Source organism: Citrobacter sp. 21OH12SH02A-Citro (genome assembly GCF_027919895.1).
GTDB lineage: Bacteria > Pseudomonadota > Gammaproteobacteria > Enterobacterales > Enterobacteriaceae > Citrobacter > Citrobacter braakii.
Genome location: NZ_CP114801.1, coordinates 3,317,375 through 3,344,234, shown reverse-complemented (window position 1 = coordinate 3,344,234; position 26,860 = coordinate 3,317,375). Strand labels below are relative to the sequence as shown.

The window sequence follows — 26,860 nt, the reverse complement described above, 5'->3', positions numbered from 1 at the left end:
TTACTCAGTAACGACCTCGTTGCCATTAACGATGGTCTTGATAATTTTAAAGTCGTGCGTGAACGCAGTCAGGTTGGCTACTTTGCCTGGCGCGATGCTGCCGAGTTGTTTGTCGACGCCAATGGCGCGAGCAGGGTAGAGCGTTGCCATACGTAAGACTTCGTCGAGAGCGATATTCGCATGTTCGACCAGATTGCGTACGCCTTCAATCATGGTTAATGATGAGCCGCTCAGTGTACCGTTCTCATCAACGCACAATCCATTACGGTAGTATATTGTTTTGCCAGCGAAAATGAACTGTTCAATGTTTGCACCTGCTGGTGCGGTTGCGTCGGTGACCAGGCACAGCTTGTCGCCTTTCAGGCGTTTGGCATTACGAATGTTAACGTAATCAACGTGGAGGCCATCAGCGATGATACCGCAATAGATATCGGCTTCATCAAGAATAGCGCCCGCCAGACCAGGTTCGCGGCCGGTAATGTACGGCATCGCGTTGAACAGATGCGTCGCAAAGGTGATACCTGCGCGGAACCCGATTTTTGCTTCTTTTACCGTTGCATTTGAGTGACCCGCAGAAACCACAATACCCGCATTCACCAGTTTGGTAATGACCTCTACCGGGACCATTTCTGGCGCCAGCGTTACTTTGGTGATTACATCGGCATTATTGCACAGGAAATCAACCAGCGCAGCGTCCGGTTGACGGACAAATCCCGGATTATGGGTGCCTTTTTTCACCAGATTCAGCCACGGGCCTTCCAGATGAAGCCCTAGTGCCTGATTCGGGTGTTTCGCCAGGTATTCACGCATGACGCGAACGCCTTGTTTCATCAGGTCATCGCTGGTGGTGATAAGCGTTGGCAGGTAGCTGGTGCAGCCAGATTTTTCATTGGCTTTCTGCATGATTTCCAGCGTTTCAACGGTCACGGCTTCTGCCGTATCGTTAAACTGTACGCCGCCGCAGCCGTTTAGCTGTACATCGATAAAACCGGGGGAAACAATGGCCCCATTCAGTGAGCGCTGTTCAATTCCTGACGGTAACTCAGCCAGTGGGCAAACGCTGTCAATCAGGCCATTGGCGACAACAATCGCATGGTCATCAAGAATTTCGTGACCGGTAAAAATCCGGCCCTGGGTTAAAGCATACATTCCGACCCCCGATTTCAAAAAATGCCGCCCTGCAACTTATCGACAGGGCGGAGACATCAATTACAGACCTTTAATATTTTCCGCTTCTAACTCGTTAAAGTATTTCAGCGTCTTCACTTTCAGTTCCATGGTGGAAGGCTCATCGCAGACCACAACGGCTTTCGGATGCAGCTGCAGACAGCTGATGGTCCACATATGGTTAACGTTGCCTTCAACGGCGGCTTGCAGCGCCTGCGCTTTCTGGTGGCCCAGTACCAGGATCATCACTTCTTCGGCATCCAGCAGGGTGCCCACGCCAACGGTCAGCGCATATTTAGGTACCTGGCTTACGTCGCCGTCAAAGAAGCGTGAGTTCGCAACACGCGTGTCGTGAGTCAGCGTTTTGATGCGGGTACGGGAAGCCAAAGAAGAGGCTGGTTCGTTGAACGCGATGTGACCATCGTTGCCTACGCCGCCCATAAACAGGTGGATTTTACCGTAAGAACGGATTTTCTCTTCATACTGACGGCATTCTGCATCAATATCCGGTGCGTTACCATTGAGGAGGTTGATGTTTTCTGCTGGAATATCAACGTGATCAAAGAAGTTGCGATGCATGAAGCTATGGTAGCTTTCCGGATGCTCTTTCGGCAGGCCAACATATTCGTCCATATTGAACGTCACAACATGCTTGAAGCTTACCTGGCCCGCTTTGTGCATTTCAACCAATGCTTTGTAGGCTGTCAGCGGAGTACCGCCAGTCGGCAGGCCCAAAACGAACGGACGATCAGCCGTTGGTTTGAACGCGTTAATACGGTTAACGATATGGCGAGCAGCCCATTTGCCGACTTGTTCAGCGGTATTCAGGGGGATCAGTCTCATTCTTCACCTCAAAAGTAAATGTAAGCAATTGGCGGATTGAGTCTCTGTGCAGTATTAAGCGTAACCTGGTTTTGCATCGGTAAGGATCAATCCGTTTCGATTTTTTGAATGATAAAATAAGTTTTCGTAGTTAGCCAGTGGAAGGGAGGGTTAATAACGATATTTGGTGACTGGAATCACAAAAAACACGCATTTAATTTGCGATACGAATTAAATTTTCACACACTCTGAATGTAGATGAATGGTTAATATTGTTGTTCCAGAATCTTGCTGTCAGGAATGGTCGCACAATAAAAATATGGCTTCAAAGAAGCCTAATCGGGGTCTCGTAGGGGGAATAAAATGAATATTTTAGGTTTTTTCCAGCGGCTGGGTAGGGCGTTACAGCTCCCCATCGCTGTGCTGCCAGTCGCGGCACTGCTGCTGCGATTCGGCCAACCAGATTTACTTAACGTACCCTTCATCGCGCAAGCGGGTGGGGCCATCTTTGATAACCTGGCGTTAATTTTCGCTATCGGTGTGGCTTCCAGCTGGTCAAAAGACAGCGCGGGTGCTGCAGCGCTGGCGGGTGCGGTCGGTTATTTCATATTGACCAAAGCAATGGTTACCATTAACCCGGCCATCAACATGGGCGTGCTGGCAGGTATCATCACTGGTCTGGTCGGCGGTGCAGTGTATAACCGTTGGTCTGGTATCAAATTACCTGACTTCCTGAGCTTCTTTGGCGGCAAACGCTTCGTGCCGATCGCCACTGGCTTCTTCTGTCTGGTGCTGGCTGCTATCTTCGGCTACGTGTGGCCGCCGGTGCAGAACGCCATCCATGCGGGAGGTGAGTGGATCGTAGGCGCTGGCGCGCTGGGTTCCGGTATCTTTGGTTTCATCAACCGTCTGCTGATCCCAACCGGTCTGCATCAGGTGCTGAACACCATCGCCTGGTTCCAGATTGGTGAATTCACTAACGCTGCAGGTACCGTATTCCACGGTGACATCAACCGCTTCTACGCGGGTGACGGCACTGCGGGTATGTTCATGTCTGGCTTCTTCCCGATCATGATGTTTGGTCTGCCGGGTGCGGCGCTGGCAATGTACTTCGCCGCTCCGAAAGCACGTCGTCCGATGGTTGGCGGTATGCTGCTGTCCGTTGCGATCACCGCGTTCCTGACCGGTGTTACCGAGCCGCTGGAATTCCTGTTCATGTTCCTGGCGCCATTGCTGTACCTCCTGCACGCACTGTTAACGGGTATCAGCCTGTTCGTTGCAACACTGCTGGGGATCCACGCGGGCTTCTCCTTCTCCGCAGGGGCTATCGACTACGTGTTGATGTACAACCTGCCGGCGGCAAGTCAGAACGTCTGGATGCTGGTCGTGATGGGCCTGGTGTTCTTCGTCATTTACTTTGTGTTGTTCAGCGCGGTTATTCGTATGTTTAACCTGAAAACGCCGGGCCGTGAAGATAAAGAAGACGATATCGTTACTGAAGAAGCAAACAGCAACACTGAAGAAGGTCTGGCTCAACTGGCAACCAACTACATTGCAGCAGTTGGCGGTACCGATAACCTGAAAGCGATTGATGCCTGTATCACTCGTCTGCGTCTGACCGTTGCCGACTCCGGTCGCGTAAATGATGCGATGTGTAAACGTTTAGGCGCATCTGGAGTGGTTAAGCTGAACAAGCAAACTATCCAGGTCATCGTGGGTGCGAAGGCCGAATCTATCGGCGACGAAATGAAGAAAGTTGTCGCGCGTGGCCCGGTGGCCGCAGCGTCTGGTGAAAGTGCGCCAGCAGCAGCGGCTCCGGTTGCTAAACCGCAAGCTGTAGCGAACGCAGTAACCGTTGAAACTTTAGTTTCTCCGATTACCGGTGACGTGGTTGCGCTGGAGCAGGTGCCTGATGAAGCCTTCGCCAGCAAAGCTGTAGGCGACGGCGTGGCGGTGAAGCCAACGGATAAAATCGTGGTTGCTCCGGCTGCCGGCACCATCGTGAAAATCTTCAACACTAACCATGCGTTCTGTCTGGAAACCGTTAAAGGCGCGGAAATCGTGGTCCACATGGGTATCGATACAGTAGCGCTGGAAGGTAAAGGCTTTAAGCGTCTGGTTGAAGAAGGTGCGGAAGTGACTGCAGGTCAACCGATTCTGGAAATGGATCTGGAGTTCCTGAACGCTAACGCACGTTCCATGATTAGCCCGGTTGTGTGCAGCAACAGCGATGATTTCGGTGCTCTGGTCATTAAAGCCGAAGGTCATGTGGTTGCTGGTCAAACACCACTGTATGAGATTAAAGGTAAATAACTGCTCCTGAGTAAAGTGAGTTAAGTGCCTTAAGCGGCGGGGGATATTCCTCCGCCGCTTTTTTTTGCAGCAAATACCCTCATATATCCTGTTGAAACACCTTTTTTGTGCAACTAATAGTTGTCTCCTGACGTCGCTTATAAGATCATGTTCCGTTATACGTTGTTTACGCTTTGAGGAATCCACGATGAGTGAGGCTGAAGCCCGCCCGAGTAACTTTATTCGTCAGATCATCGATGAAGATCTGGCCAGTGGTAAGCACACCACTATCCATACACGTTTTCCGCCGGAGCCAAATGGCTATCTGCACATTGGCCACGCGAAATCCATTTGTCTGAACTTTGGCATTGCGCAAGATTACCAGGGCCAGTGCAACCTGCGTTTTGATGATACGAACCCGGTTAAAGAAGATATCGAGTACGTTGAGTCGATTAAAAACGACGTTGAATGGTTAGGTTTCCACTGGACTGGCGATATTCGCTACTCTTCGGATTACTTCGATCAGCTTCACGCCTATGCGGTAGAGCTTATTAATAAAGGCCTGGCGTACGTTGATGAACTGTCAGCGGAGGAGATCCGCGAATACCGCGGCACTCTGACGCAGCCGGGTAAAAACAGCCCGTTCCGCGATCGTAGCGTCGAAGAGAACCTGGCGCTGTTCGAAAAAATGCGTACCGGTGGTTTTGAAGAAGGTAAAGCCTGCCTGCGCGCGAAAATCGATATGGCTTCGCCGTTTATCGTGATGCGCGATCCGGTGCTGTACCGTATTAAGTTCGCCGAACACCACCAGACCGGCAACAAGTGGTGCATCTACCCGATGTACGATTTTACCCACTGCATCAGCGATGCGCTGGAAGGCATTACGCATTCACTGTGTACGCTGGAGTTCCAGGATAACCGTCGTTTGTACGACTGGGTGCTGGACAACATCACCATTCCGGTTCACCCGCGCCAGTACGAATTCTCGCGCCTGAATCTGGAATACACCGTGATGTCCAAGCGTAAGCTGAACCTGCTGGTGACCGACAAGCACGTTGAAGGCTGGGACGATCCGCGTATGCCGACGATTTCTGGCCTGCGTCGTCGTGGTTATACTGCTGCCGCTATTCGTGAGTTCTGCAAACGCATTGGCGTGACCAAGCAGGATAACACCATTGAGATTGCTTCTCTGGAGTCCTGCATTCGCGAAGATCTGAACGAAAACGCCCCGCGCGCGATGGCAGTTATCGATCCGGTGAAACTGGTTATCGAAAACTACCCGCAGGGCGAAAGCGAGTTGGTTACCATGCCTAACCATCCGAACAAACCGGAAATGGGCAGCCGTGAAGTGCCGTTTAGCGGTGAAATTTGGATCGATCGCGCAGACTTCCGCGAAGAAGCGAACAAGCAGTACAAGCGTCTGGTGATGGGCAAAGAAGTACGTCTGCGTAATGCTTACGTGATCAAGGCTGAACGTGTAGAGAAAGATGCAGAAGGGAATATCACCACCATTTTCTGCACCTACGATGCCGACACCCTGAGCAAAGATCCGGCTGATGGTCGTAAAGTAAAAGGTGTTATTCACTGGGTGAGCGCGTCCTATGCGCTGCCGATTGAAATCCGTTTGTACGATCGTCTGTTTAGCGTGCCAAACCCAGGTGCGGCGGAAGACTTCCTGTCCGTTATCAACCCGGAATCGCTGGTCATTAAGCAGGGCTACGGTGAGCCGTCACTGCAGGCTGCGATTGCAGGTAAAGCGTTCCAGTTTGAGCGTGAAGGCTACTTCTGCCTGGACAGCCGCTATGCAACCGCTGACAAGCTGGTATTTAACCGCACTGTAGGTCTGCGCGATACGTGGGCTAAAGTCGGCGAGTAATTGCTGTCACACTGCCTCAAACGCCGCCAACGCGACGTTTGAGGCGGATTTTTCTGTTTTACTTATGCTGCATTAACGCCTGAACCCGCTGCTGGCTGCGTTCCAGCACCACCGATGTCTCCTGCTTACCCACCGTCGCCTGATTGACCATTTCACTGAGGATCATCGAGCCGGTAATATCCCCCATCCGCGTAAAGTTCTTCTCGCCGACCGATCCAAAGACCTGCATATTCGGGTACTGGGCAATCAGCTGTTCAGGGAGAGTTCCAAAGACTTTGACGGCAGGGTTGTCCTTCCAACTGACGTTTTGCGCGGCGGCCTTCGTCACCGGCAGCATCGCCCCCGGCGACATCAATACCCAGTCAGCCGCGTTCTGCGCCTGTCCCATAAAGCTGACAAATTTTTCGGCGGCTTTCGTTTCTGCCTCAGTCTGACCGGCTGTGAGCGTTAATGATGTGATAACGCCAAATACGGCAGGTGATTTTTCGCTCGGCACGACAAAGCCTAAATCCGCCAGTGAACCATCCTGATAAATCGCTGGCAGGATGTAGGTCGAATAGACCGCCATCGGCGCGGTGCCGTTCATAAAGGCGTCTTTGATCTCTGTTACGTTGTTCGAGCCGGGCATGGTATAGCGGGCCAGTTCGCGATAATAGTTCAGCGAGGCCTGCATTTCCGCTGAGTTAACCGTGATGTCGCCGTTTGCGTTGAACACATTGGCACCGTTTGAAAGTGCGAACTGGGAGAAGGTTTGTTCGCTCATGACGCTTTCAGCCGTCGGCAGCGCGATGCCATATTTTTTACTGGTGCTGTCGGTCAGCCTGCGTGCCGCTTCCAGCAGTTGCGTCCAGTTTTTGGGTTCGTTGATTCCCGCTTTAGCCAGTACCGATTTCCGATACCAGACTCCCTGTAGCCAGGCGCTGATCGGCACGCCGGTATAGGCCGTTCCGTCTTCGGTACGAACAATGCGCAGCACGCCGTCGTAGAAGGCGCTTTCGCCTTGCCTGTCGATCAGCGTTTTCACCGCTTTGTGGTCGATAAGCTGCTCTTTATCCATGACTTTGGCATAGTCATGGCTGACCTCGACGACCTCCGGCAGTGATCCTGAGCGGGCAAGGGTAATGATTTTGGTATTATAGGCATCCTCTTCGACGGGAACCTGCTTCACAATAATATCCGGATTCTCTTGCTGAAAGCGGTTGATGATCCCGGCAATGACGGTCTGGCGCTCCTGCTCAACGGCGGAGTGCATAAATTCGATGGTCACCTGCTGCGGTTTATCCTCACAGCCTGAAAGCAAAACGGCGGTTACCAGCGCCAGCATTGTTTTTGGTATGTTCATTTTTAATCCTTTGTTGTCGTCCATTTCCGTTAATTAACAACTGGCACTGATATGGATAGCGTCCGTCGACAGCGCACCTGCACAAATCAGTAAACCGATCCCGCCATCCATCAAGGCTTCGCGTTCAGCGTCCTCCACGCGCAGCGTTTTACCGTCAACGGTCGCGGAGATAATCTGCCCGTTGACGGCGATATCGAACGACACAGGGCGCTCGTACACGTCGGACAACGCCGCTTCTGCCAGAACTTTGGTACAGGTGTCGCGCACGCGGACGATCTGTAATTTCCCGTCGCGCAGGATGCGCGCGGCGTAATAGCGCCTCATCCCCTGCACCCGAAAAGCCAGACCGCCGTACTCCCCTGAATGCAGCGTAATGTCACTCTGAACGCGGTAGTTATCCCACTGCCGCGTTCCGTGAATAATCAATCCCTCGTCGTACTCTTTGGAGATGCGAAAGCTGGTGGGATAGTGGCGTGAAAAGAGATCCACGCCGTTTACCCAGGCCCGCCACCAGAAATTAGTTTCCCCTGTGGGTTTACGCAGGGTCAGCTCAGGTGCGCCGTCCCAGCGCATACTGTCGATGAGCAGGCGACCGCGGGCAACGCGGGCATCTGTGCTGATTGTTACGCCAATCTCGCCGATCGGTTGGCCCTGGCAGTCCGGGAGATCCAACGCCAGCGTTAGCGATTCGCCCGGGGCTATGCTCTGCGCGTCGCCGTACTGAGGCGTCAGCTGATTGTTGTCATCATAAACCCGGTAGCAGAGCCGCACGTTTAACGCGGATGTGTTATCCGGTGGCGCAATCAGGGTGGCCTGAAGACGCTGACCTGGGTAGATAAGTAGGGTAGCCATTAAATCGTAGCTGCGCATTTCCACGATTTCAGGCGGGGTAAAGGTTTGCGTGGTCACGCTGGCGTGAAGTCCGGGCGCAAGATGGCGATAGTGCAGACTCAACATCTGCCGCCCCAGGTGCGCCTCATTCTTAACCTCAACCGCGGCCGCATTTTCTTCATTAAGCCAGCGGAAACCCTGCACGCTGCCCGGTAGTGAGAAATGGTACTGCGCGCCGGATTTTTTGGCTTCAGGGCGCGGCAGACCGGCAATCTGGTGTCCCAGCCCGACCAGGTAATCGGTGATCCGCACGGCGTTGTTTATGGAGAACCCCCCGTCGGCTGAGGAGATCAGCATTCTGTCCGCCAGCGGCCCGCGCCAGTCCGGGCCTGCGTCAATACCCTGGAGTCCCAGCATAATACCGGACAGACAGCCGACATTCCCCGCATTGCAGTCAGTGTCCCATCCTGACGTATTGACAATGCACTGGGCCTGCTGGAAGTCGTCCGGCGCGTAAAGGATCGCCATAATCATCAGCGCATGATTAGGAATGATGTGACAATTGCTGGGATATTTGTGATAGCCATAGTTGTCGTCGATTCGCTGGCGGGTCGTCTGCCAGTCGTTATCTTCCCGTCGCCAGCGACGGATATCGCCAACCAACTGGGCTATTTGCGACTCTGCCGGGATCACGGATAGTCCAACGTCAATAAGCTGTTCGATCTCCTGGCAGATAAAGGCCTGTGATTCCATCGCGGCCCAGAGCATAGCGGCATACACCGCTTCACCGTCATGGCTCACGCTGGCGGCATTTTTGGCAAGTTCTGCCGCCAGACGGGGTTGTCCCGGTGCGACAAGCGCCCAGCTATCAATAAAGATTTGTGCGCCAATCTGTTCGGCAATCGTTTTCCCGTTGGTCGCAATGGCTCCGCTTAGCGGAGCCGGAATGCCTTTTTTGAGATTCAGCCAGGCGGTGTGTTCCGTCGAATTACCGTTGCCGCCCCACCAGAGAATGGTGCGCTTATCAATGATGTAATTAAGCCAGCAGTGACCCATCTGTTCCGCGCTCAGATCCGGCGGCAGGGCATAATCTTCCAGTGCGCGGATAAAGGTAAAGGTTCCGGCGACATCATCGTCGGTGACAACCAGCGGACGGTTAAATTTTTCGTGGACGTAATACTGGATCGGCCCCAGCTCCTGCATAATTTTTTCGTAGGTCCACCCTTCGAAAGGGCGGCCAAGGTAGACGCCGATTAATTTCCCTAACACCCCTGCATAAACGCGCGACTCATAATCTGAAGGCAATTCCATCTGTTTGATCCTTGTGTGGTTTTTTATCAGCCGTTCAGGCGGATTCTCTTTTTACCAGGCCCCAGGGCATTTCTGTGGTGCTGCCCTGGAGCGGCGCGGTGATATCGGTTTGTGCCAGGAGGAGGGCGGCCGCTTTTTGCCCAAGCTGCTCCGGGTACTGGGCGATAGTGGTCAGGGGAGGGGTCACCAGCCCGGCGGCGGGAATATCATCGAAACCCATCACCGCAAGCTGCTCCGGGATAGTGATGCCTTTCTCCCTTGCGGCACGCATCACGCCGATAGCCATTAAATCGTTGGCGGCGAAAATCGCATCCGGGAGCGTGCCGTCATTAATCAGCTGCATCGCGATCTGATAGCCGCTTTGTTCGTTAAAACCTGGCAGAATTTTGATGCGCGGAAGGCGGCCGGCCTGGGTCATCGCCTGGCGATATCCTTCCACTCTGGCAGGCTCAGGACCGCCAGCGCTGGCGATCATCGTGATATTTCGGTGCCCCTGTGCCAGCAGATATTCGACGGCGCTGCGCGCGGCAGCGGCGTTGTCGATATAAACATTATGCAGCGGTAGCGGGCCGCTTTTTTTCATCCTGGCTTCAATACGTGCAATCGGGATCCCTGCCTGAAGATACGGGGCAAAATCTTTCATCCCGACGTTAAAAAATGTCCCTACCACTGCGTCGACCCGCCCCTGCGCTGACCAGCGCAAAAAATGCAGCTCTCTTTCCCGTAATCCATCGGTGCTGGCCACGATCGCATCGTAGTGATACCTATCCGTCACCGACTGGACACCACGGACGAGCGAGGCATAAAAAGGGTTGGCGATATCCGGCACGATGCAGGCGATCGACATGGTTTTATTGGTTTTCAGCGCTTGTGCAAAACGGTTCGGTATATATCCCAGCTGATTAGCCGCTTGCTCAACCCGGATCACTGTCTCCTGTGGGTAGGTGTGATTTCCTTTGGTGAGTACCACGGATACCACCGCCTGTGAAACGCCAGCCAGGGCCGCGACGTCTTTCTGTGTGATGCGTTTTGTCATTTATTTATCAACTTATACGTATAACCTGCATCTTTGAATAATGGGACACCCGGTAGCTGTCAATAAAAACCTTATAAAGTGAGTGTATTTGTGTGGAAAATCCGAGGACGGTCACATCAACGACGGAGAGTGAATTCAGGAGCTCGAACGTTCTGTTTGCAGAGCGAATTAATGACGTTCGAGAATTAATTTGTTTTGCGAATGCAAAGACAATTATTAGGGGTGGAATTATATATATAATAATAAAATTGAAGATATCTATATGTATATAAAGTATTTTTTCTTGTTTTTGTGACTTTTTTTACTCCCAAAGCAAAATGTAACAGAAAACAAGAAAATATGTGCGGTTGCTCATACTATTACATACTCGTTACAGAAAGAGATTGATAATTCGCGTCGCGAAAAATAGTCTATTCATTGTAGTCACTGAGGTTTTCTCAGCGCTACTTTTTTAATTTTTGTTTTTTCGCTGTCCGCTTTTGTCGGCAGCATTTTATACCCAATGGATTTCGAGTTGCATCAAGGCGGAGACGCAGCGTGTGCGCTGTCCCCGATGGGGCGAGGCCAAAGGCCGAGTAAAGCCAACACTGATGCAGCTTGAAAAACGAAGGGTTATACGTCAAAGAGGATTAACATATGCGTACGTTTAGTGGCAAACGTAGTACGCTGGCGCTGGCTATCGCCGGTATCACAGCAATGTCGGGTTTCGTTGTCGCTCCCCAGGTACACGCCGAAGGATTTATTGATGACTCAACCTTAACCGGCGGCATCTATTACTGGCAGCGTGAGCGTGACCGTAAAGATGTGACCGATCACGACAAATACAAAACCAACCTTTCTCACTCCACCTGGAACGCTAACCTCGACTTCCAGTCCGGTTATGCGGCTGATATGTTTGGTATTGATATCGCAGCATTTACCGCTATTGAAATGAACGAAAGTAGCGAAAGCGGCCATCCAAACGAAATTGCATTCTCGTCAAAAAATAAAGGCTATGATGAAGATTACTCCGGCGATAAGAGCGGAATTAGCCTTTATAAAGCAGCAGCCAAATTTAAATTCGGCCCAACCTGGGCGCGCGCTGGTTACATTCAACCAACCGGACAGACTCTGTTGGCTCCGCACTGGAGCTTTATGCCAGGTACCTATCAGGGTGCTGAAGCCGGAGCCAACTTCGACTATGGTGATGCTGGTGCACTGAGCTTCTCCTATATGTGGGCCAACGAATATAAAGCACCATGGCACACTGAAGTCGATAAATTCTATCAGGCTGATAAAAAGACCAGCGTAGATTATCTGCACTCAATCGGCGCGAAATATGACTTCAAAAATAACCTGTTGCTGGAAGCCGCATTTGGTCAGTCTGAAGGCTACGTCGATCAGTACTTCGCAAAAGCCAGCTATAAATTCGATTTAGGCGGTAACCCGTTTACCACCAGCTATCAGTTCTACGGTGCGCGCGACAAAGTTGATGATCGCACCGTGAACGATATTTATGACGGTACGGCCTGGCTGCAGGCGCTGACCTTTGGCTACAAAGTGGCGGAAGTGGTTGACCTGCGTCTGGAAGGGACCTGGGTTAAAGCGGACGGGCAGCAGGGGTACTTCCTGCAGCGTATGACCCCGACCTACGCCTCATCAAACGGTCGCCTGGATATCTGGTGGGATAACCGTTCCGACTTCAACGCCAACGGCGAAAAGGCTGTCTTCTTCGGCGCAATGTATGACCTGAAGAACTGGAATTTGCCGGGCTGGGCAGTGGGCGCGTCCTACGTTTACGCATGGGATGCCAAGCCATCAACCTGGCAGATCAATCCGGATGCGTATTACGACAAAAACCGGACTATCGAAGAATCTTCTTACAGCCTGGATGCGGTCTATACCCTGCAAGAGGGGCGTGCGAAGGGCACCATGTTTAAACTGCACTTCACCCAGTACGACAACCATTCAGACATTCCGAGCTGGGGCGGTGGTTACGGCAACATCTTCCAGGATGAGCGCGACGTGAAATTCATCGTTATTGCTCCGTTCACCATCTTCTAATGCCAACAGCGGCAGGCCGGGCGCCTGCCGCATCGTTGAGGAAAGTGCTATGAAAAAACTGATACTCATCGCTGTTATGGCATCCGGGCTGGTGGCTTGCGCGCAATCCCCGGCACCAAAAGAAGACAGTCGTCTGAAAGAAGCCTACAGCGCGTGCATTACTACCGCGCAAGGATCGCCGGAGAAAATCGAAGCCTGCCAAAGCGTGTTGAATGTGCTGAAGAAAGAAAAGCAGCATCAGCAGTTTGCCAATGAAGAAAGCGTACGCGTACTGGATTATCAGCAATGCATCCAGGCCACGCGCACGGGTAATGGTCAGTCCGTTAATGCTGATTGCGACAAGGTCTGGCAGGAAATTCGTAGCAAGAATACTGCGCAGTAAATCGAAAAATGAAACAGACAACGGGCGGAGAGTTTTCCGCCCGTTTGCATTTCAGGGTTTATATTCCACCGGTTGATAACTCCGACTCAGCCGGACAAACAGCATTGCCGTGGCGGCGAGCCCGCAAAGTGCCGCACACATCAGCCACCACCCCGGTGAGCTTTTATCCCCGGTTAGCTGGACCAGCGCTGTGGAGATGACTGGCGTAAGGCCGCCAAAAATCGCCGTGGCAAGACTGAATGCCAGTGAAAAACCCACCGTACGCACATAGACAGGCATCACCTCGGTGAGTGCGGCGACCATTGCCCCGTTGTACATACCAAAAAAGAACGAGAACCAAAGCAGAACCAGCGTCATGCGCGTGAAATCTGGCGCGGCGGTGAGCCAGTGCATAACCGGCCAGGTGGTGATTAGTGCAAGGATGGTAATCCCCATCAACACCGGACGACGACCAATTCGGTCAGAAATCGCCCCGCCAATCGGCAGCCAGATAAAATTAGAAATACCGACCAGCATGGTGACGATCAGGCTGTCGCGAGCGCTCAGGTGAAGTACAGCTCTACCATAGGTCGGTGTGTAAACGGTAATAAAGTAGAACGTCGTTGTGGTCATCGCCACCAGCAGCGTACCCGCAGCGATAAGACGCCAGTTTTTGAGGATAGTAGTAAAAATTTCCCTGGTGTCGGGACGGTGTGTGCGTTGTAAAAAGGCGTCTGTTTCCTGAAGCGAGCGGCGGAGCACGAAGATCAAAGGAATAATCATGCAACCAATAAAGAATGGAATACGCCAGCCCCATTCAGAAATCTCATCGTGTCCCAGGGTGGCGTTCAGGCCGTAACCAATCAGAGCTGCCACCACAATGGCGACCTGTTGACTGGCGGACTGCCAGCTGGTGTAGAAGCCTTTATTGCCAGGGGTGGCGATTTCAGAAAGATAAACCGAGACGCCGCCCAGTTCCACCCCTGCAGAAAAGCCCTGTAATAATCGGCCGAGTAATACCAGGACAGGGGCCAGCAGACCAATACTGTGATAACCAGGTACCAGGGCAATCAGCAGGGTACCGCAGCCCATAATCGCCAGCGTCACCATCAGTCCTTTACGGCGACCAATTCTGTCGATGTAAGCACCCAGCACAATTGCGCCAACAGGCCGCATTAAGAAACCTGAACCAAACACGGCGAAAGTTAACATTAGCCCGGCAAATTCACTCTCTGCAGGAAAGAAGGTCTTTGCGATATAGGTGGCGTAAAAACCGAACAGAAAAAAGTCAAACTGTTCGAGGAAATTACCGCTGGTTACCCGCAGTATTGCGCCGAAAGTTCCGGCGCGCGATGGTTGTTGTGTCATTGGGTTTGCTCCACTGTCTTATCATAATATTTATAGAGGTAAGAGTTTGCGGGTTAGTCGCCTGCGACCCCCGCCTGTTTGCCGCGCCGTTTCTCAATCGCCCACTTGAGTAAGGCTGCGCAGCGGTAAAATCCGTGGGCAAATTTTCCATAAGGAATGGTCAGAAAGAGCGCCATGACCACGCCGAGGTGAATGGCGAGCAAAATAGCCATCCAGGAGGTGTCTCTTCCCGCCAGCAGCGCTAAACCGGTCAGACTGGTCAGGAGCAGCAGCAAAATAAAACCGCGATCCATCGGTTTTTGCCGTGCGTCGCCATGCAGCGGTGAGCGCTTAAAATTGAGCCATAGTAAGCCAGCTGGGCCGACAACCAGGCCAATGCCGCCCAACGTGCCCAGCATTACCGGAACGCTGAAGAACGGATAGGGCGCTTCTATACCTGCAAAGTAGTGATAGCCCGTTGCCACCACGGTGGCGGCAAAGCAGAGCATAAAACCGTAGAAGGTGAAGTGATGGAAACGGCGGCGCATCAGGGTGAAGGCATCATCTGCTTCGTTACAACCTTTGCCATGCCCACCATCGAGATACTTCAGCGTCAGCGCATTGTGTGAGGCTTCAGCAATTTCGGCGGAACGCGGTACACCCGGAGAGATTTCGCGCCAGAAGCGGAGAACACCCGCCATCAGCAGACCTATCGCCAGAATAAATACCGAACCAAACATCCATGCGAGCAGGTTATGCGGGAAAATCTGATAAAAATCCCCGGCCAGCGGAGGATGGAATAACGAGCCCTTTAAACTCATGGCGAGGAGTAAAAACAGGATCAGACCGAAAACCAGCGCCAGCGTCACAGTGATGCCTGCGCGACGATAAAGCGCGCCAAAGGCGGCGGGTTGCGCGTAGTGCTGATAGGTTTCGAGCCGCACTTCCGCCATCGCCTTCGGTACGTTGATGGCAAATTCATGAGGTGGGGCATACTGACACGCGTGCAGGCAGGCGCCGCAGTTATGGCACAAGTTAGCCAGATAATTGATATCCGCTTTACCGAATTCCAGGCGCTGAGTCATTGCCGGGAACACGGCGCAAAAACCTTCACAATAGCGGCAGGCGTTACAGACCTGCATCACACGTTCAACTTCTGCTTCCGGCTCGGTGATAATTTGTGCTTCGATGATCAGTTTCTCAAGCTGCTTCATGACGTGCCTCCTTACGTGCTGCCAGCGCGGCTTCTTTTCCGGCAATGCGGCCAAAGGTTGTCCCGATCGACATGCCCACGCCAGCGGTGTAACCCTTGCCCAACACGTTGCCCGCCATCATCTCTCCGGCGACGAACAGGTTGCGGCTTGGCTGCCCGGCAAAGTGTACGGCAGCGCGTTCGTTCACTTTTAACCCAAGATAGGTGAAGGTGATCCCTGGCCGCAGGGCATAGCCGTAGTAAGGTGGCTGGTCCAGCGGTCGCGCCCAGTGTGTTTTCGCGGGGGTTAACTTCTTCGTCGTGCAGTTGTCCAGGACGGTATGATCGAACTGACCTGGCTGGCAGGCGTTGTTGTACGCCGTCACGGTGTGGGTAAAGCGTTCGGCATCCAACCCCAACTGATGCGCCAACTCCGCCAGCGTATTCGCCTGTGCGCCGGGGAATACCGGTGGTATAAAGTGGCCGATGGCTTTACTGTCGATAATGGAATAGCCAATCTGTCCTGGCTGTTGGGCGACCAGGCGTCCCCAGATGGCGTAGCGTTTGGGCCAGAAATCTTCGCCTTCATCATAAAAACGTTCTGCGTCACGGTTGACTACTATGCCGAGTGAAACGCAGTCCACGCGGGTGCAAATCCCGCCGTCATATAATGGCGCTCTGGCATCAATGGCGACGCAGTGTGACTGGGAGGGGTCGCCGATGATGTCCGCCCCGGCATCCATCATAAATTTAAGCAGTACGCCCTGATTAAAGCGCGTGCCGCGAATCAGGAAGTTATCCGCAGGCCACTCGCCGCGGGCGTTCTCTCCCCAGGCTTCGCGCAGCCATTCGCGGTTTGACTCAAATCCGCCAGCGGCAAGCACGCAGGACTTAGCGGTTATGCGCTCTTCGCCTGCCAGCGCTGCCACAAACTCACCGTTATGCAGTTCAAGCGCCTGCACCGGTGTGTTATAGCGGATTTGCACGCCTAACTTTTCTGCGCTGCGATAATAGGCATTCACGAGGGCTTTCCCGCCCCCCATAAAAAAGGCGTTGGTTCGCGCTACGTGTAAAGCACCGGAGAGAGGAGGTTGAAAATTAACGCCGTGTTGGCGCATCCAGTCGCGGCATTGTGAAGAGGTGCGGATCACCAGACGCGCCAGGGCTTCGTTAGTATTTCCCTCGGTGACGCGCCGCAGATCCTGCCAGAACTCCTCTTCAGGATAGCTTTCCACCAGCACATCCTGCGGCGCGTCATGCATACAGCGCAGATTACGCGTGTGTTGAGAATTTCCCCCGCGCCATTCCCGTGGAGCCGCTTCGAGCAGGAGTACCGAAGCTCCTTGCTCACGGGCGGTTAGGGCAGCACATAACGCGGCATTGCCACCGCCAATCACCAGAACATCAACCATCGTATACTCCATTACCATTTAACTAATTGTTAAATTTGTAATTGAAATGTATACGTACAGCTTGTGCGGGCGCTATGACGAAGTGCTAAAGAGGGCTTTAGTTATTGTAAAGGATGGCGCCTGGCCAGCTTCCTGCTTCCACCAGTTGATGCATCACTTTTGTTAGCACGACGCGGGCGGCGAGGCCCGCGGGGGTGAGTTCATCATCAGAAAGGCTGACCAGAAAGTTGGGGCGACTCAGTATTGGATTATGGACGCCGATCACTCTTAACGTCTCTTTATCGAGATGGGAAATCGCCGCGCCGGGCTGGAGAGTTGCGCCGATTCCACTGCGAACGGCGCGCATTAGCAGCGCCAGACCATCAATTTCTGTGGCGATTTCAATGCGCAGCGCGTGTTCCTGACAAATTGCTTCCAGCCTGCCGCGCAGACCGTGGCCTGGGCTGGGCATTATCAATGGGATACTTGCCAGCTGGGCTGGCGCAATATTGTCATCGGCAATATCAGCCAGTAAGGCATGAGTCCCAATCAAAAACAGACGCTCTTCGAGAATCGGTCTGGCGCTCCAGCGCACGATCTTTTCTTTTTGAAATACCACGGCCAGATCAATCTGGCGGGTATTAATCATCCGTTCCAGGTTGCCAGAAAGGCTTTCCACCACATGCAGGCGGACATCACTATAGCTTTCCCGCATGGCGTTAATAAAAGGCATGCCGAGAACGGAAGCGGTACTGGGGGCCATACCGACGCTGACGTGCCCGGAAAGCCGGGACTCTCGCGCGGCGAGGATTGCATCGTCTGCGTGGCGGAGCGCCAGCTGCGCCTGGGAGTAAAAAGCCAGTCCGGCGCTGGTGGGCGTCACGCCACGCGAGGTGCGCTGCAGCAGGCGAATAGCGAGTTCGTTTTCCAGGCGGGACATTTGCTGGCTGAGTGCCGAAACCCCAATATTGAGATCGAGCGCCGCGCTACCCATGCTGCCGGTTTCTACAATGCGAACAAAATAGCGTAGCTGGCGAAGTTCCATTTCGACTCTCCGGGAAGGGACTATTGATTTTACATTAAAGCAACACAGGAGTGGAGGGAAGGGGAAAAGGGGTGATAACGCCCATAAAAAAAGCCAACCGAATGGTTGGCTTTTCAGAAAGCATCACATTATTTACCGTCGTGAGCATGCTCATCTTCGCGGCAATCGCCTTCGGCGCAGTGACCGTAAAGATAGAGGCTATGGTTGGTTAAACGAATACCATGTTTAGCCGCAATCTCACGCTGGCGCGCCTCGATGGAATCATCGCTGAACTCGACCACTTTGCCGCAGTCGAGGCAGATGAGGTGGTCGTGATGATGCTGTTGAGTCAGTTCGAAGACGGATTTACCACCTTCAAAATTATGGCGGGTCACGATACCGGCATCATCAAACTGGTTCAGCACGCGATACACGGTCGCCAGACCAATTTCTTCACCCATATCGATCAGACGTTTGTATAAGTCTTCCGCACTGACGTGATGGTTATCCGGTTCCTGAAGAACTTCCAGAATTTTTAAACGAGGAAGCGTTACTTTCAGGCCAGCCTTCTTTAATGCGGTATTGTTGTCAGTCATGCGGAATCTGTCCTGTAGCTAAACGATTCACTTCATTAACAGAAGTGACAGAAATTGCACTTGAGATAATGCGATTCATTATAGAACTGCCATGGCTAAATGAAAACTGCAAGTCTCTGGCATATATTGTTAATCAAAACGTGGTATCGCCGACAAACACACTGTGCAATACCCGATTGGCATCCGGCCATTGTACAGGGTCAGACGAAAAAGTTACAAATTTGTAGCAATTATTTTGATTGGTTTTATCTATTGATGTGGCGCAGATGGAAATCCGCGCCACACAAAATCAGGCATTGATGATTTCGTCGAGGTGCAGCTCCTCAGAGATCTGCTTAACCCATTTTTCTACGCGTTCGGCGGTCAATTCAGGCTGGCGATCTTCATCAATGGCCAGACCCACAAAGTGGTCGTCGTCCGCCAGGCCTTTGGACGCTTCAAAGTGATAACCCGCCGTTGGCCAGTGACCAACGATGGTTGCGCCGCGTGGTTCGATGATGTCGCGAATTGTACCCAACGCATCGCAGAAATATTCTGCGTAATCTTCCTGGTCGCCGCAGCCGAACAATGCAACCAGCTTGCCGTTAAAATCAATGTCTTCGAGGGTAGGGAAGAAATCGTCCCAGTCACACTGCGCTTCACCGTAGTACCAGGTTGGAATGCCGAGCAGCAAAATGTCATACCCTTCGAGGTCTTCTTTGCTGCTTTTTGCAATGTCATGTACATCGGCAACGTCTTTACCAAGCTGTTTTTGAATCATTTTTGCGATGTTTTCGGTGTTACCGGTGTCGCTGCCGAAAAAGATGCCAGTGATTGCCATGAGTAAAATAACCTCTTGAAACTTATTGAAATGGTGGTGGCGCATTGCCCACGGATAAGGGCAATCATAGCAGAACAGTCAGGCATGCGGAAACAGCAAACACGCAGGACTGCACTCTGTGCTACACGATTTATGATTTAGAGCAGAAATTCAGACTAAGCCTGACCGCGCAATGCGCTGAGTTGGTTCATCAGCATCTCTTCGATGAGTTCACTGCGACTCATGTTGCGCGCCTCGGCCAGCTCGTTCAGAGCGTCAACGGCATCAGCGTTCAGTTTCAGTTCGACACGCTTAAGCCCGCGAACTTTATCGCGTTTAAGCTGATTACGTTTGTTAATACGTAACTGTTCATCACGCGAGAGCGGATTAGTTTTGGGTCGTCCCGGGCGACGCTCCTGCGCGAACAGATCTAATGTCGTACGGTCCGTTTGTTCTTTGGCCATGATCTTGGTGACTTCGGGGAAACAATCAGCCAGGCGTCTGCCCGGATGGATAGCCCGCCATAATACATCAGCAGGGGAGACACGCCAACGCCCACGCGCGTAATCACGCGCAGACGCTGAGTTTTTAATCAGTTAGCCTGCTCGCTCAGATAACGACGGATGGCGCGCAGTACCGCCTCCGGTTTTTCCGCATGCACCCAATGGCCCGCGCCTGCAATAACGTGCGCCCGAGCCTGCGGGAATTGCGCCAGCAGTTGTTCGCGATACGCTTCGGTAACATAAGGTGAGTTGCCACCGGGGATAAACAGCGCCGGGTGTTCCCACGCCGGGATGGTCTCCCAGCCGACAATATGAGGATATTGCTCCCACAGCACGGGAACATTAAAGCGCCATTCGCCGTCCACGAAGGATTTGAGCAGAAACTGGATCACGCCTTCCTCTTGTAGATGCTGGCGCATGACGCTCGCCGCCTGCTGACGCGAAGAGGACTGCGCGTCAGTTACTGCGTTAATGGCAGCAAAAATCTCATCGTGACGGCGAACATGATAGTCAACGGGGGCAATGTCGATGGCTACCAACCGTTCGACACGTTCCGGGGCCAACGCGGTTAACGCCATGACGGCTTTGCCGCCCATCGAGTGACCAATAAAGATCGCTTTTTCGATTTGTTGATCGTCCAGCGTATCCAGCAGATCTTGCGCCATGGCCGGATAATTCATCACAGGTGAACGCGGGGAGAGGCCATGATTTCGCACATCAACCTGGATGATATCGTGATCGGCCACCAGATCGCGCGCCAGGATCCCCAGGTTATCCAGACTGCCAAACAGGCCGTGCACCAGGACGATGGGAGAATTATTGTGCAGGTTTTGCGCAGATTGCGCTCGGATATTCAATTTCATGGCAAAGTTCTTTTTTTCACACTCACGGGTTAGGGTATCATGTTGACCATTCTGCCACATGGCTGCAACAACTACGGTTACTCTGAGTTTTGCCAGCCACCAGGCTTGACGCTATCCGCTGTTGGGATTTGCCTTTACACTATGCGTGTTGACCCCAACAACTTGTATTCAGCTAAACACTGCACTGGATTAAGATGAAAACGATTGAAGTTGATGATGAACTCTATAGCTATATTGCCAGCCACACCAAGCATATCGGCGAGAGCGCATCCGACATTTTACGGCGTATGTTGAAGTTTTCCGCCGCATCACAGCCTGTCACTCCGGTAGTAAAAGAAGTCCGCGCTGTGCAAGCTGTCGTGGAAGCGAAGCCGGTTAACCCCGTAAAAGATAAAGTGCGCGCGATGCGTGAACTGCTGCTGTCCGACGAATATGCGGAGCAGAAGAAAGCAGTAAATCGCTTTATGCTGGTGCTGTCTACACTCTATTCACTGGATCAAAACGCGTTCGCCGAAGCAACGGAATCGTTGCATGGTCGTACGCGCGTTTATTTTGCAGCAGATGAACAGACGCTGCTGAAAAATGGTAATCAAACCAAACCGAAACACGTGCCAGGCACGCCGTACTGGGTGATCACCAATACCAATACCGGCCGTAAATGCAGCATGGTTGAGCACATCATGCAGTCAATGCAATTCCCTGCGGAATTGATTGAAAAGGTTTGCGGAACAATTTAATCCTTGCATTAGAAGGACCAGGCAATGGCAATCCACAACCGTGCAGGTCAACCTGCGCAACAGAGTGATTTGATTAACGTCGCCCAACTGACGGCACAGTACTATGTACTGAAACCAACGGCAGGGAACGCTGAGCACGCCGTCAAGTTCGGTACGTCCGGACATCGCGGCAGTGCAGGTCGTCATAGTTTTAACGAGCCGCATATTCTGGCTATCGCTCAGGCGATTGCTGAAGAACGTGCGAAAAACGGGATCACTGGCCCGTGCTACGTGGGCAAGGATACCCACGCGCTGTCTGAACCGGCTTTTATCTCTGTACTGGAAGTGCTGGCAGCGAACGGCGTGGACGTCATCGTGCAGGAAAATAACGGCTTTACGCCAACCCCTGCCGTGTCGAATGCTATCCTGGTCCACAACAAAAAAGGCGGCCCGCTGGCTGACGGCATTGTGATCACGCCGTCCCACAACCCGCCGGAAGATGGTGGCATTAAATACAACCCGCCAAACGGTGGTCCGGCAGATACTAACGTCACCAAAGTGGTGGAAGACAGGGCTAACGCTCTGCTGGCTGACGGTCTGCAAGGCGTGAAGCGTATGTCGCTGGATGCTGCGCTGGCATCTGGTCATGTAAAAGAGCAGGACCTGGTTCAGCCGTTTGTTGAAGGACTGGCCGACATCGTCGACATGGCCGCGATCCAGAAAGCGGGCCTGACGCTGGGCGTCGATCCGCTTGGCGGTTCCGGTATCGAATACTGGAAGCGTATTGCCAAGCACTACAACCTGAACCTGACTATCGTTAACGATCACGTTGATCAGACTTTCCGCTTTATGCATCTCGACAAAGATGGCGCAATCCGTATGGACTGCTCCTCCGAGTGCGCGATGGCGGGACTGTTGGCGCTGCGTGACAAGTTCGATCTGGCCTTTGCCAACGATCCGGACTATGACCGTCACGGTATCGTCACCCCGGCGGGTCTGATGAATCCGAACCACTACCTGGCGGTGGCGATCAACTACCTGTTCCAGCATCGTCCGCTGTGGGGCAAAGACGTTGCCGTTGGTAAGACGCTGGTCTCTTCGGCGATGATTGACCGCGTAGTGAATGATTTAGGGCGTAAACTGGTCGAAGTTCCGGTTGGCTTTAAGTGGTTCGTTGACGGTCTGTTTGACGGCAGCTTTGGCTTTGGTGGTGAAGAGAGCGCGGGCGCTTCTTTCCTGCGTTTTGACGGTACACCGTGGTCAACCGACAAAGACGGCATCATCATGTGCCTGCTGGCGGCAGAAATTACCGCAGTGACTGGTAAGAATCCGCAAGAGCACTACAACGAACTGGCAGCCCGCTTCGGCGCGCCAAGCTACAACCGCCTGCAGGCAAGCGCGACCTCCGCGCAGAAAGCGGCGCTGTCTAAGCTGTCTCCGGAAATGGTGAGTGCCAGCACGCTGGCGGGCGACCCGATCACGGCACGTCTGACGGCGGCACCGGGTAACGGTGCTTCTATCGGTGGTCTGAAGGTGATGACTGACAACGGCTGGTTTGCTGCGCGTCCGTCAGGTACTGAAGACGCCTATAAAATCTACTGCGAGAGCTTCCTTGGTGAAGAACATCGCAAGCAGATCGAAAAAGAAGCCGTTGAGATTGTCAGCGAAGTGCTGAAAAACGCGTAAGTCTTGTTTGTACTGACGCGTTTTGTAGGCCCGGTAAGCGTTAGCGCTACCGGGCTTTTTTATGCCAGGATTTAACTATGCTTATTTTTCAGTTCAAAACGCGGTGATACCAGGCCATACAGCGTCCAGCCGAGGAAGGTCACGATAGAACCATAAAGCATTGCTTCTTCGCCAGAGGAGTAGAGCGCATAGAAGCTGTACAATGCGCCAACAAACGCCACGAAGTTTGCCGGTTTCGCTTTCGACGACGGAACATTCGCCATTTTTTGAATAATTACCAGCGCGGCCATCGACAGAATATACGGAATGATGTTCGTTACCACCGCCAGGTTGACCAGCACGTTGAACTGACTGTTCAGTGACGGGCTGATAGTCATCAGCGATAAACCACTCTGGATGATCACGATAGCCAGCATCCCCTGTACCGGCGCGTCTACTTTGGTCACGCGAGAGAAGATTTTAGGGAAGTAACCCCCATCAGCCGACGATTTGAATACCTGAGCGATAGTGAACTGCCAGCCCAGCAGTGAACCGCAGCAGGACATCACCATCAGCGCCATGATCACTTTACCGACTTCCGGGGTGAACATTTGTGCGAAGGCTAAACCGAACGGTGCTGTAGAGTTAGCCAGATCCATATTCGGCACAATCCCGGCTATCACGTTGGTGGAGATGATGTAAATCACCGCCGCGCCCAGCGTACCGCCCAATACGGCGATGGGCACGTTGCGTTCCGGATTGTCTACCACTTCAGCGTTGGCGCAGGCCGATTCCAGACCCAGAAAAGCCCACAAGGTCATCGCAATGGAAGAGCCGACAGCCGTGAAGAACGGGACGTGGTGTGGATTCCAGGAGTTAGCGTACAGCGTCGGACTGAACCAGAACCAGCCGATGATACACAGACCGACAACCGGAATAATGACGCCCCAAACGGTGATGCTGCTGATCTGCCCGGTAATGCGCGCCCCGCCAAAGTTAGCCACGGTACAGATCCACAGTACACCAATGGTTGCCAGGCCAATCTGCACCGGTGTCAGTGTGGCGCCAAACAGCTCGGTACCGTAGCCAACGGCGGAGATGGCGATAGCCACGTTGGCGATTAACAGCGAAACGCCATAAGTGTAGTTCGCCATAAAGTTACCGGATTTGCCAAAGGCGTATTCAGCGTAACCCCCCATACCACCGGATTTACGGCTGAACATACCGCATTTTGCGAAGGCCCAGGCCAGCGCCATTGAACCGACAGCAGTCACCAGCCACGAGATGATCGAGATAGTACCGACTTCCGCAAGCTTGGTGGGCAACATGATGATTCCGGATCCCATCATATTAACCATGGTCAGGATAGTGAGCTGGACGACGCCCATTTTGTTGGATTTGGCTTTGCTCATAACATTTCCCCTTTCAACAGAGCGGGTTGCGCGCTTTGTTGCTTAATCACGTAGCACCACACCTGTTTACGACCGTCGTGTTCTTCGATGTAGACACCCTGGAGTTCAGGCGCAAAACCCGGTAGTAAATTGATTCCTTCTTCCAGTGCGCTGAAGTAACGTAATACTGAACCGCCCCAGATTTCACCCGGAACCACACACAGTACGCCCGGAGGATAAGGCAGCGCGCCTTCTGCCGCGATGCGACCTTCAGCGTCTGGCAGACGCACCAGTTCAACTTCACCACGCAGATATGCATAGTTGGCATCCTGGGGATTCATGCTAACGCGCGGGAAATGTGCCTTACGGAACATCTCTTTCTGGAGCTGCTTCACGTTGTGACGCGCATACAAATCGTGCATCTCCTGGCACAGCTGGCGCAGGGTGTAACCGGCGTAACGGGCTTCATGCTGCTTGTAGATCGAGGGCAGAACCTCGGCTAGCGGGGCATCGGCTTCCAGCAGTTTTTCGAAACGTACCAGCAGGGCGACAAGCTGCTGCAACTTCGCCATATCTTCTGCGGGGGTCAGCAGGAACAGGATGGAGTTGAGGTCGCATTTTTCGGGCACCACACCATTTTCGCGCAGGAAGTTAGCCAGAATGGTAGCCGGAACACCGAAGGTATCGTATTCGCCGTTACGTGCATTAATACCCGGAGTGGTGAGCAGCAATTTGCATGGATCCACAAAGTACTGGTGTTCGGCATACCCTTCAAAAGCATGCCAGTGTTCACCTGGGACAAAATGGAAGAAACGCAGGTCGCTGGCGATTTCAGCGGTGGGATAAGCCTGCCACGGTTTACCTTCTACTATCTCCGGCACGAACGGGCGGATATGGTGGCAGTTTTCCAGGATCAACTTACGAGTATCAATTCCGTTGACGACGCAGTCCATCCACATGTTGCGCCCGCTGACGCCTTCATGCATTTTGGCGTTGATGTCCAGTGCGGCAAAGAGCGGATAGAACGGGCTGGTGGAGGCGTGCATCATGAACGCGTTATTCATTCGTTTATGAGGCACGTAGCGAGACTGGCCTTTAATATGGCTGTCTTTTTTGTGGATCTGCGAAGTCTGAGAGAAGCCTGCCTGTTGTTTGTGCACTGACTGGGTGACCAGAATGCCGGGGTCATTTTCGTTAAGATCCAGCAACAGCGGAGAGCAATCGGCCATCATCGGAATAAACTGCTCATAGCCAACCCACGCGGAGTCAAACAGGATGTAGTCGCACAGATGACCGATCTTATCCACCACCTGACGGGCGTTATAGATTGTGCCGTCGTAGGTACCTAACTGAATCACGGCCAGACGGAACGGACGCTCATCTTTCGAACGTTGTGGCGCAACTTCACTCACCTGTTCACGTAGATAGCCTTCTTCAAAGCAGTGCGCGTCGATCCCGCCGATAAAGCCGTACGGGTTACGCGCGGTTTCCAGATATACCGGCGTTGCCCCGGCCTGCAATAACGCGCCGTGGTGGTTTGACTTGTGGTTGTTGCGGTCGAATAACACCAGATCGCCTGGGGTGAGCAATGCGTTAAGCACCACTTTGTTCGATGAGGAGGTCCCGTTCAGTACAAAGTAGGTCTTATCCGCGTTGAAAACTTTAGCTGCGTGCTGTTGTGCGATGCAGGGAGCGCCTTCGTGAATCAGCAGATCACCCATTGCGACATCGGCATTACACAAATCGGAGCGGAAAAGTGTTTCGCCGAAATATTCGACAAACTGATTACCCGCAGGATGGCGACGGAAAAACTCGCCCCCCTGATGACCAGGACAATCAAAGGCGCTGTTACCCTGATTGACATAGTCGACAAGCGCACGGAAGAACGGCGGACGTAACTGCGTTTCATAATGGCTGGCGGCGGTTTCTAACTGCCGGCCATAAAAGGCGGTACGGGCTTCATTACATTCGAATACACCTGAGATCCGCGGCAGATGTTCAGATGGAACACGTTCTTCATTTTCGGTGGCGATAAAAACAGGAATCCCATAGCCGGTGGCGTCAATTTCATCGAGTTTTCCACGTTCAATATCATTGATGGATAACACGATAGCAGCAACATCAATAAAATTACTTTCATCGATATTTACGCAAGAACGCTGCGTAGAAAAACAATCAGGACAGGAACGGCTTACGGCAATTTTTAATTCTGACATTTTCATCTCTTTATTTTTAGGTAATAGCAGGTCCTCAATTTCTCAAATGAGAAATTGATAACTCCGGAAAAAAAGC

Annotated in this window: 22 protein-coding genes; 6 read left to right on the top strand and 16 right to left on the bottom strand. The window is 52.7% G+C overall.

What is annotated here, in order from left to right:
- Both nagA and nagB read right to left on the bottom strand, forming a co-directional pair.
- The gene (nagA, locus tag O6D90_RS16280) at window positions 1-1,149 is read right to left on the bottom strand and encodes an N-acetylglucosamine-6-phosphate deacetylase (protein WP_032931096.1); all 1,149 of its coding nucleotides are present in this window, start codon (window positions 1,147-1,149) and stop codon (window positions 1-3) included.
- A gap of 60 nt (window positions 1,150-1,209) precedes the next feature.
- Window positions 1,210-2,010, bottom strand: a complete 801-nt coding sequence (gene nagB, locus O6D90_RS16275; protein ID WP_003022803.1) for a glucosamine-6-phosphate deaminase — start codon at window positions 2,008-2,010, stop codon at window positions 1,210-1,212.
- Between the two features lie 342 nt (window positions 2,011-2,352).
- Here nagB and nagE point away from each other — a divergent pair, with 342 nt between their 5' ends.
- Window positions 2,353-4,302 carry a PTS N-acetyl glucosamine transporter subunit IIABC gene (gene nagE / locus O6D90_RS16270; RefSeq protein ID WP_016152249.1) on the top strand — a complete coding sequence of 650 codons (1,950 nt, stop codon included), beginning with the start codon at window positions 2,353-2,355 and terminating at the stop codon, window positions 4,300-4,302.
- Window positions 4,303-4,489: 187 nt separating this feature from the next.
- On the top strand, window positions 4,490-6,157 hold the full coding sequence (glnS, locus tag O6D90_RS16265) for a glutamine--tRNA ligase (protein WP_016155976.1): 1,668 nt from the start codon (window positions 4,490-4,492) through the stop codon (window positions 6,155-6,157).
- A gap of 58 nt (window positions 6,158-6,215) precedes the next feature.
- Here the strand turns inward: glnS and O6D90_RS16260 are convergent, their stop codons facing one another.
- From O6D90_RS16260 to O6D90_RS16250, 3 genes are read right to left on the bottom strand one after another with little or no spacing between them, the layout of a single operon-like run.
- Window positions 6,216-7,499 carry an ABC transporter substrate-binding protein gene (locus O6D90_RS16260; protein ID WP_016155977.1) on the bottom strand — a complete coding sequence of 428 codons (1,284 nt, stop codon included), beginning with the start codon at window positions 7,497-7,499 and terminating at the stop codon, window positions 6,216-6,218.
- A gap of 33 nt (window positions 7,500-7,532) precedes the next feature.
- Entirely contained in the window at window positions 7,533-9,641 is a 2,109-nt protein-coding gene (locus O6D90_RS16255; RefSeq protein ID WP_016155978.1) for an ADP-ribosylglycohydrolase family protein, read from the bottom strand.
- A 34-nt stretch (window positions 9,642-9,675) separates the two neighbouring features.
- Window positions 9,676-10,677 carry a LacI family DNA-binding transcriptional regulator gene (locus O6D90_RS16250; protein ID WP_016155979.1) on the bottom strand — a complete coding sequence of 334 codons (1,002 nt, stop codon included), beginning with the start codon at window positions 10,675-10,677 and terminating at the stop codon, window positions 9,676-9,678.
- A 636-nt stretch (window positions 10,678-11,313) separates the two neighbouring features.
- Here O6D90_RS16250 and chiP point away from each other — a divergent pair.
- Together chiP and chiQ are read left to right on the top strand one after the other, a co-directional pair.
- Window positions 11,314-12,720: a chitoporin ChiP gene (chiP, locus tag O6D90_RS16245; RefSeq protein ID WP_016152254.1), complete on the top strand. Its 1,407-nt coding sequence runs from the start codon at window positions 11,314-11,316 to the stop codon at window positions 12,718-12,720.
- Window positions 12,721-12,769: 49 nt separating this feature from the next.
- Complete coding sequence (chiQ, locus tag O6D90_RS16240; protein WP_016155980.1) at window positions 12,770-13,102, top strand: ChiQ/YbfN family lipoprotein; 333 nt, start codon at window positions 12,770-12,772, stop codon at window positions 13,100-13,102.
- Between the two features lie 51 nt (window positions 13,103-13,153).
- On the opposite strand, the gene O6D90_RS16235 is transcribed toward chiQ, so the two are convergent.
- The 9 genes from O6D90_RS16235 to ybfF form a co-directional block, all read right to left on the bottom strand.
- Window positions 13,154-14,449: an MFS transporter gene (locus tag O6D90_RS16235; protein WP_016155981.1), complete on the bottom strand. Its 1,296-nt coding sequence runs from the start codon at window positions 14,447-14,449 to the stop codon at window positions 13,154-13,156.
- A gap of 53 nt (window positions 14,450-14,502) precedes the next feature.
- On the bottom strand, window positions 14,503-15,642 hold the full coding sequence (gene tcuB / locus O6D90_RS16230) for a tricarballylate utilization 4Fe-4S protein TcuB (protein WP_016155982.1): 1,140 nt from the start codon (window positions 15,640-15,642) through the stop codon (window positions 14,503-14,505).
- Window positions 15,629-17,032 carry an FAD-dependent tricarballylate dehydrogenase TcuA gene (gene tcuA / locus O6D90_RS16225; protein ID WP_016155983.1) on the bottom strand — a complete coding sequence of 468 codons (1,404 nt, stop codon included), beginning with the start codon at window positions 17,030-17,032 and terminating at the stop codon, window positions 15,629-15,631. The genes tcuB and tcuA overlap by 14 nt, the downstream gene beginning before the upstream one ends.
- Before the next feature lie 97 nt (window positions 17,033-17,129).
- Window positions 17,130-18,056, bottom strand: a complete 927-nt coding sequence (tcuR, locus tag O6D90_RS16220) for a tricarballylate utilization LysR family transcriptional regulator TcuR (RefSeq protein WP_016155984.1) — start codon at window positions 18,054-18,056, stop codon at window positions 17,130-17,132.
- A gap of 128 nt (window positions 18,057-18,184) precedes the next feature.
- The gene (fur, locus tag O6D90_RS16215) at window positions 18,185-18,631 is read right to left on the bottom strand and encodes a ferric iron uptake transcriptional regulator (protein WP_003022836.1); all 447 of its coding nucleotides are present in this window, start codon (window positions 18,629-18,631) and stop codon (window positions 18,185-18,187) included.
- Window positions 18,624-18,710 carry a ryhB-regulated fur leader peptide gene (locus O6D90_RS16210; protein WP_049259739.1) on the bottom strand — a complete coding sequence of 29 codons (87 nt, stop codon included), beginning with the start codon at window positions 18,708-18,710 and terminating at the stop codon, window positions 18,624-18,626. Before O6D90_RS16210 ends, fur begins: the two co-directional genes overlap by 8 nt.
- 210 nt (window positions 18,711-18,920) lie before the next feature.
- The gene (fldA, locus tag O6D90_RS16205) at window positions 18,921-19,451 is read right to left on the bottom strand and encodes a flavodoxin FldA (RefSeq protein ID WP_003022839.1); all 531 of its coding nucleotides are present in this window, start codon (window positions 19,449-19,451) and stop codon (window positions 18,921-18,923) included.
- A 155-nt stretch (window positions 19,452-19,606) separates the two neighbouring features.
- The gene (gene ybfE / locus O6D90_RS16200; RefSeq protein ID WP_003022842.1) at window positions 19,607-19,894 is read right to left on the bottom strand and encodes a LexA regulated protein; all 288 of its coding nucleotides are present in this window, start codon (window positions 19,892-19,894) and stop codon (window positions 19,607-19,609) included.
- Window positions 19,895-20,022: 128 nt separating this feature from the next.
- Window positions 20,023-20,796 carry an esterase gene (gene ybfF / locus O6D90_RS16195; protein WP_032931289.1) on the bottom strand — a complete coding sequence of 258 codons (774 nt, stop codon included), beginning with the start codon at window positions 20,794-20,796 and terminating at the stop codon, window positions 20,023-20,025.
- A gap of 194 nt (window positions 20,797-20,990) precedes the next feature.
- Between ybfF and seqA the strand changes: the two genes are divergently transcribed.
- Both seqA and pgm read left to right on the top strand, forming a co-directional pair.
- Window positions 20,991-21,533 carry a replication initiation negative regulator SeqA gene (gene seqA, locus O6D90_RS16190; RefSeq protein WP_016152261.1) on the top strand — a complete coding sequence of 181 codons (543 nt, stop codon included), beginning with the start codon at window positions 20,991-20,993 and terminating at the stop codon, window positions 21,531-21,533.
- Between the two features lie 24 nt (window positions 21,534-21,557).
- Entirely contained in the window at window positions 21,558-23,198 is a 1,641-nt protein-coding gene (gene pgm / locus O6D90_RS16185; RefSeq protein ID WP_016155986.1) for a phosphoglucomutase (alpha-D-glucose-1,6-bisphosphate-dependent), read from the top strand.
- Between the two features lie 71 nt (window positions 23,199-23,269).
- Here the strand turns inward: pgm and potE are convergent, their stop codons facing one another.
- Together potE and speF are read right to left on the bottom strand one after the other, a co-directional pair.
- A complete protein-coding gene (potE, locus tag O6D90_RS16180) occupies window positions 23,270-24,589 on the bottom strand; it encodes a putrescine-ornithine antiporter (protein WP_016155987.1) in 1,320 nt (439 codons plus the stop codon).
- A complete protein-coding gene (gene speF, locus O6D90_RS16175) occupies window positions 24,586-26,784 on the bottom strand; it encodes an ornithine decarboxylase SpeF (RefSeq protein ID WP_016155988.1) in 2,199 nt (732 codons plus the stop codon). The genes potE and speF overlap by 4 nt, the downstream gene beginning before the upstream one ends.
- Window positions 26,785-26,860: the final 76 nt, after the last annotated feature.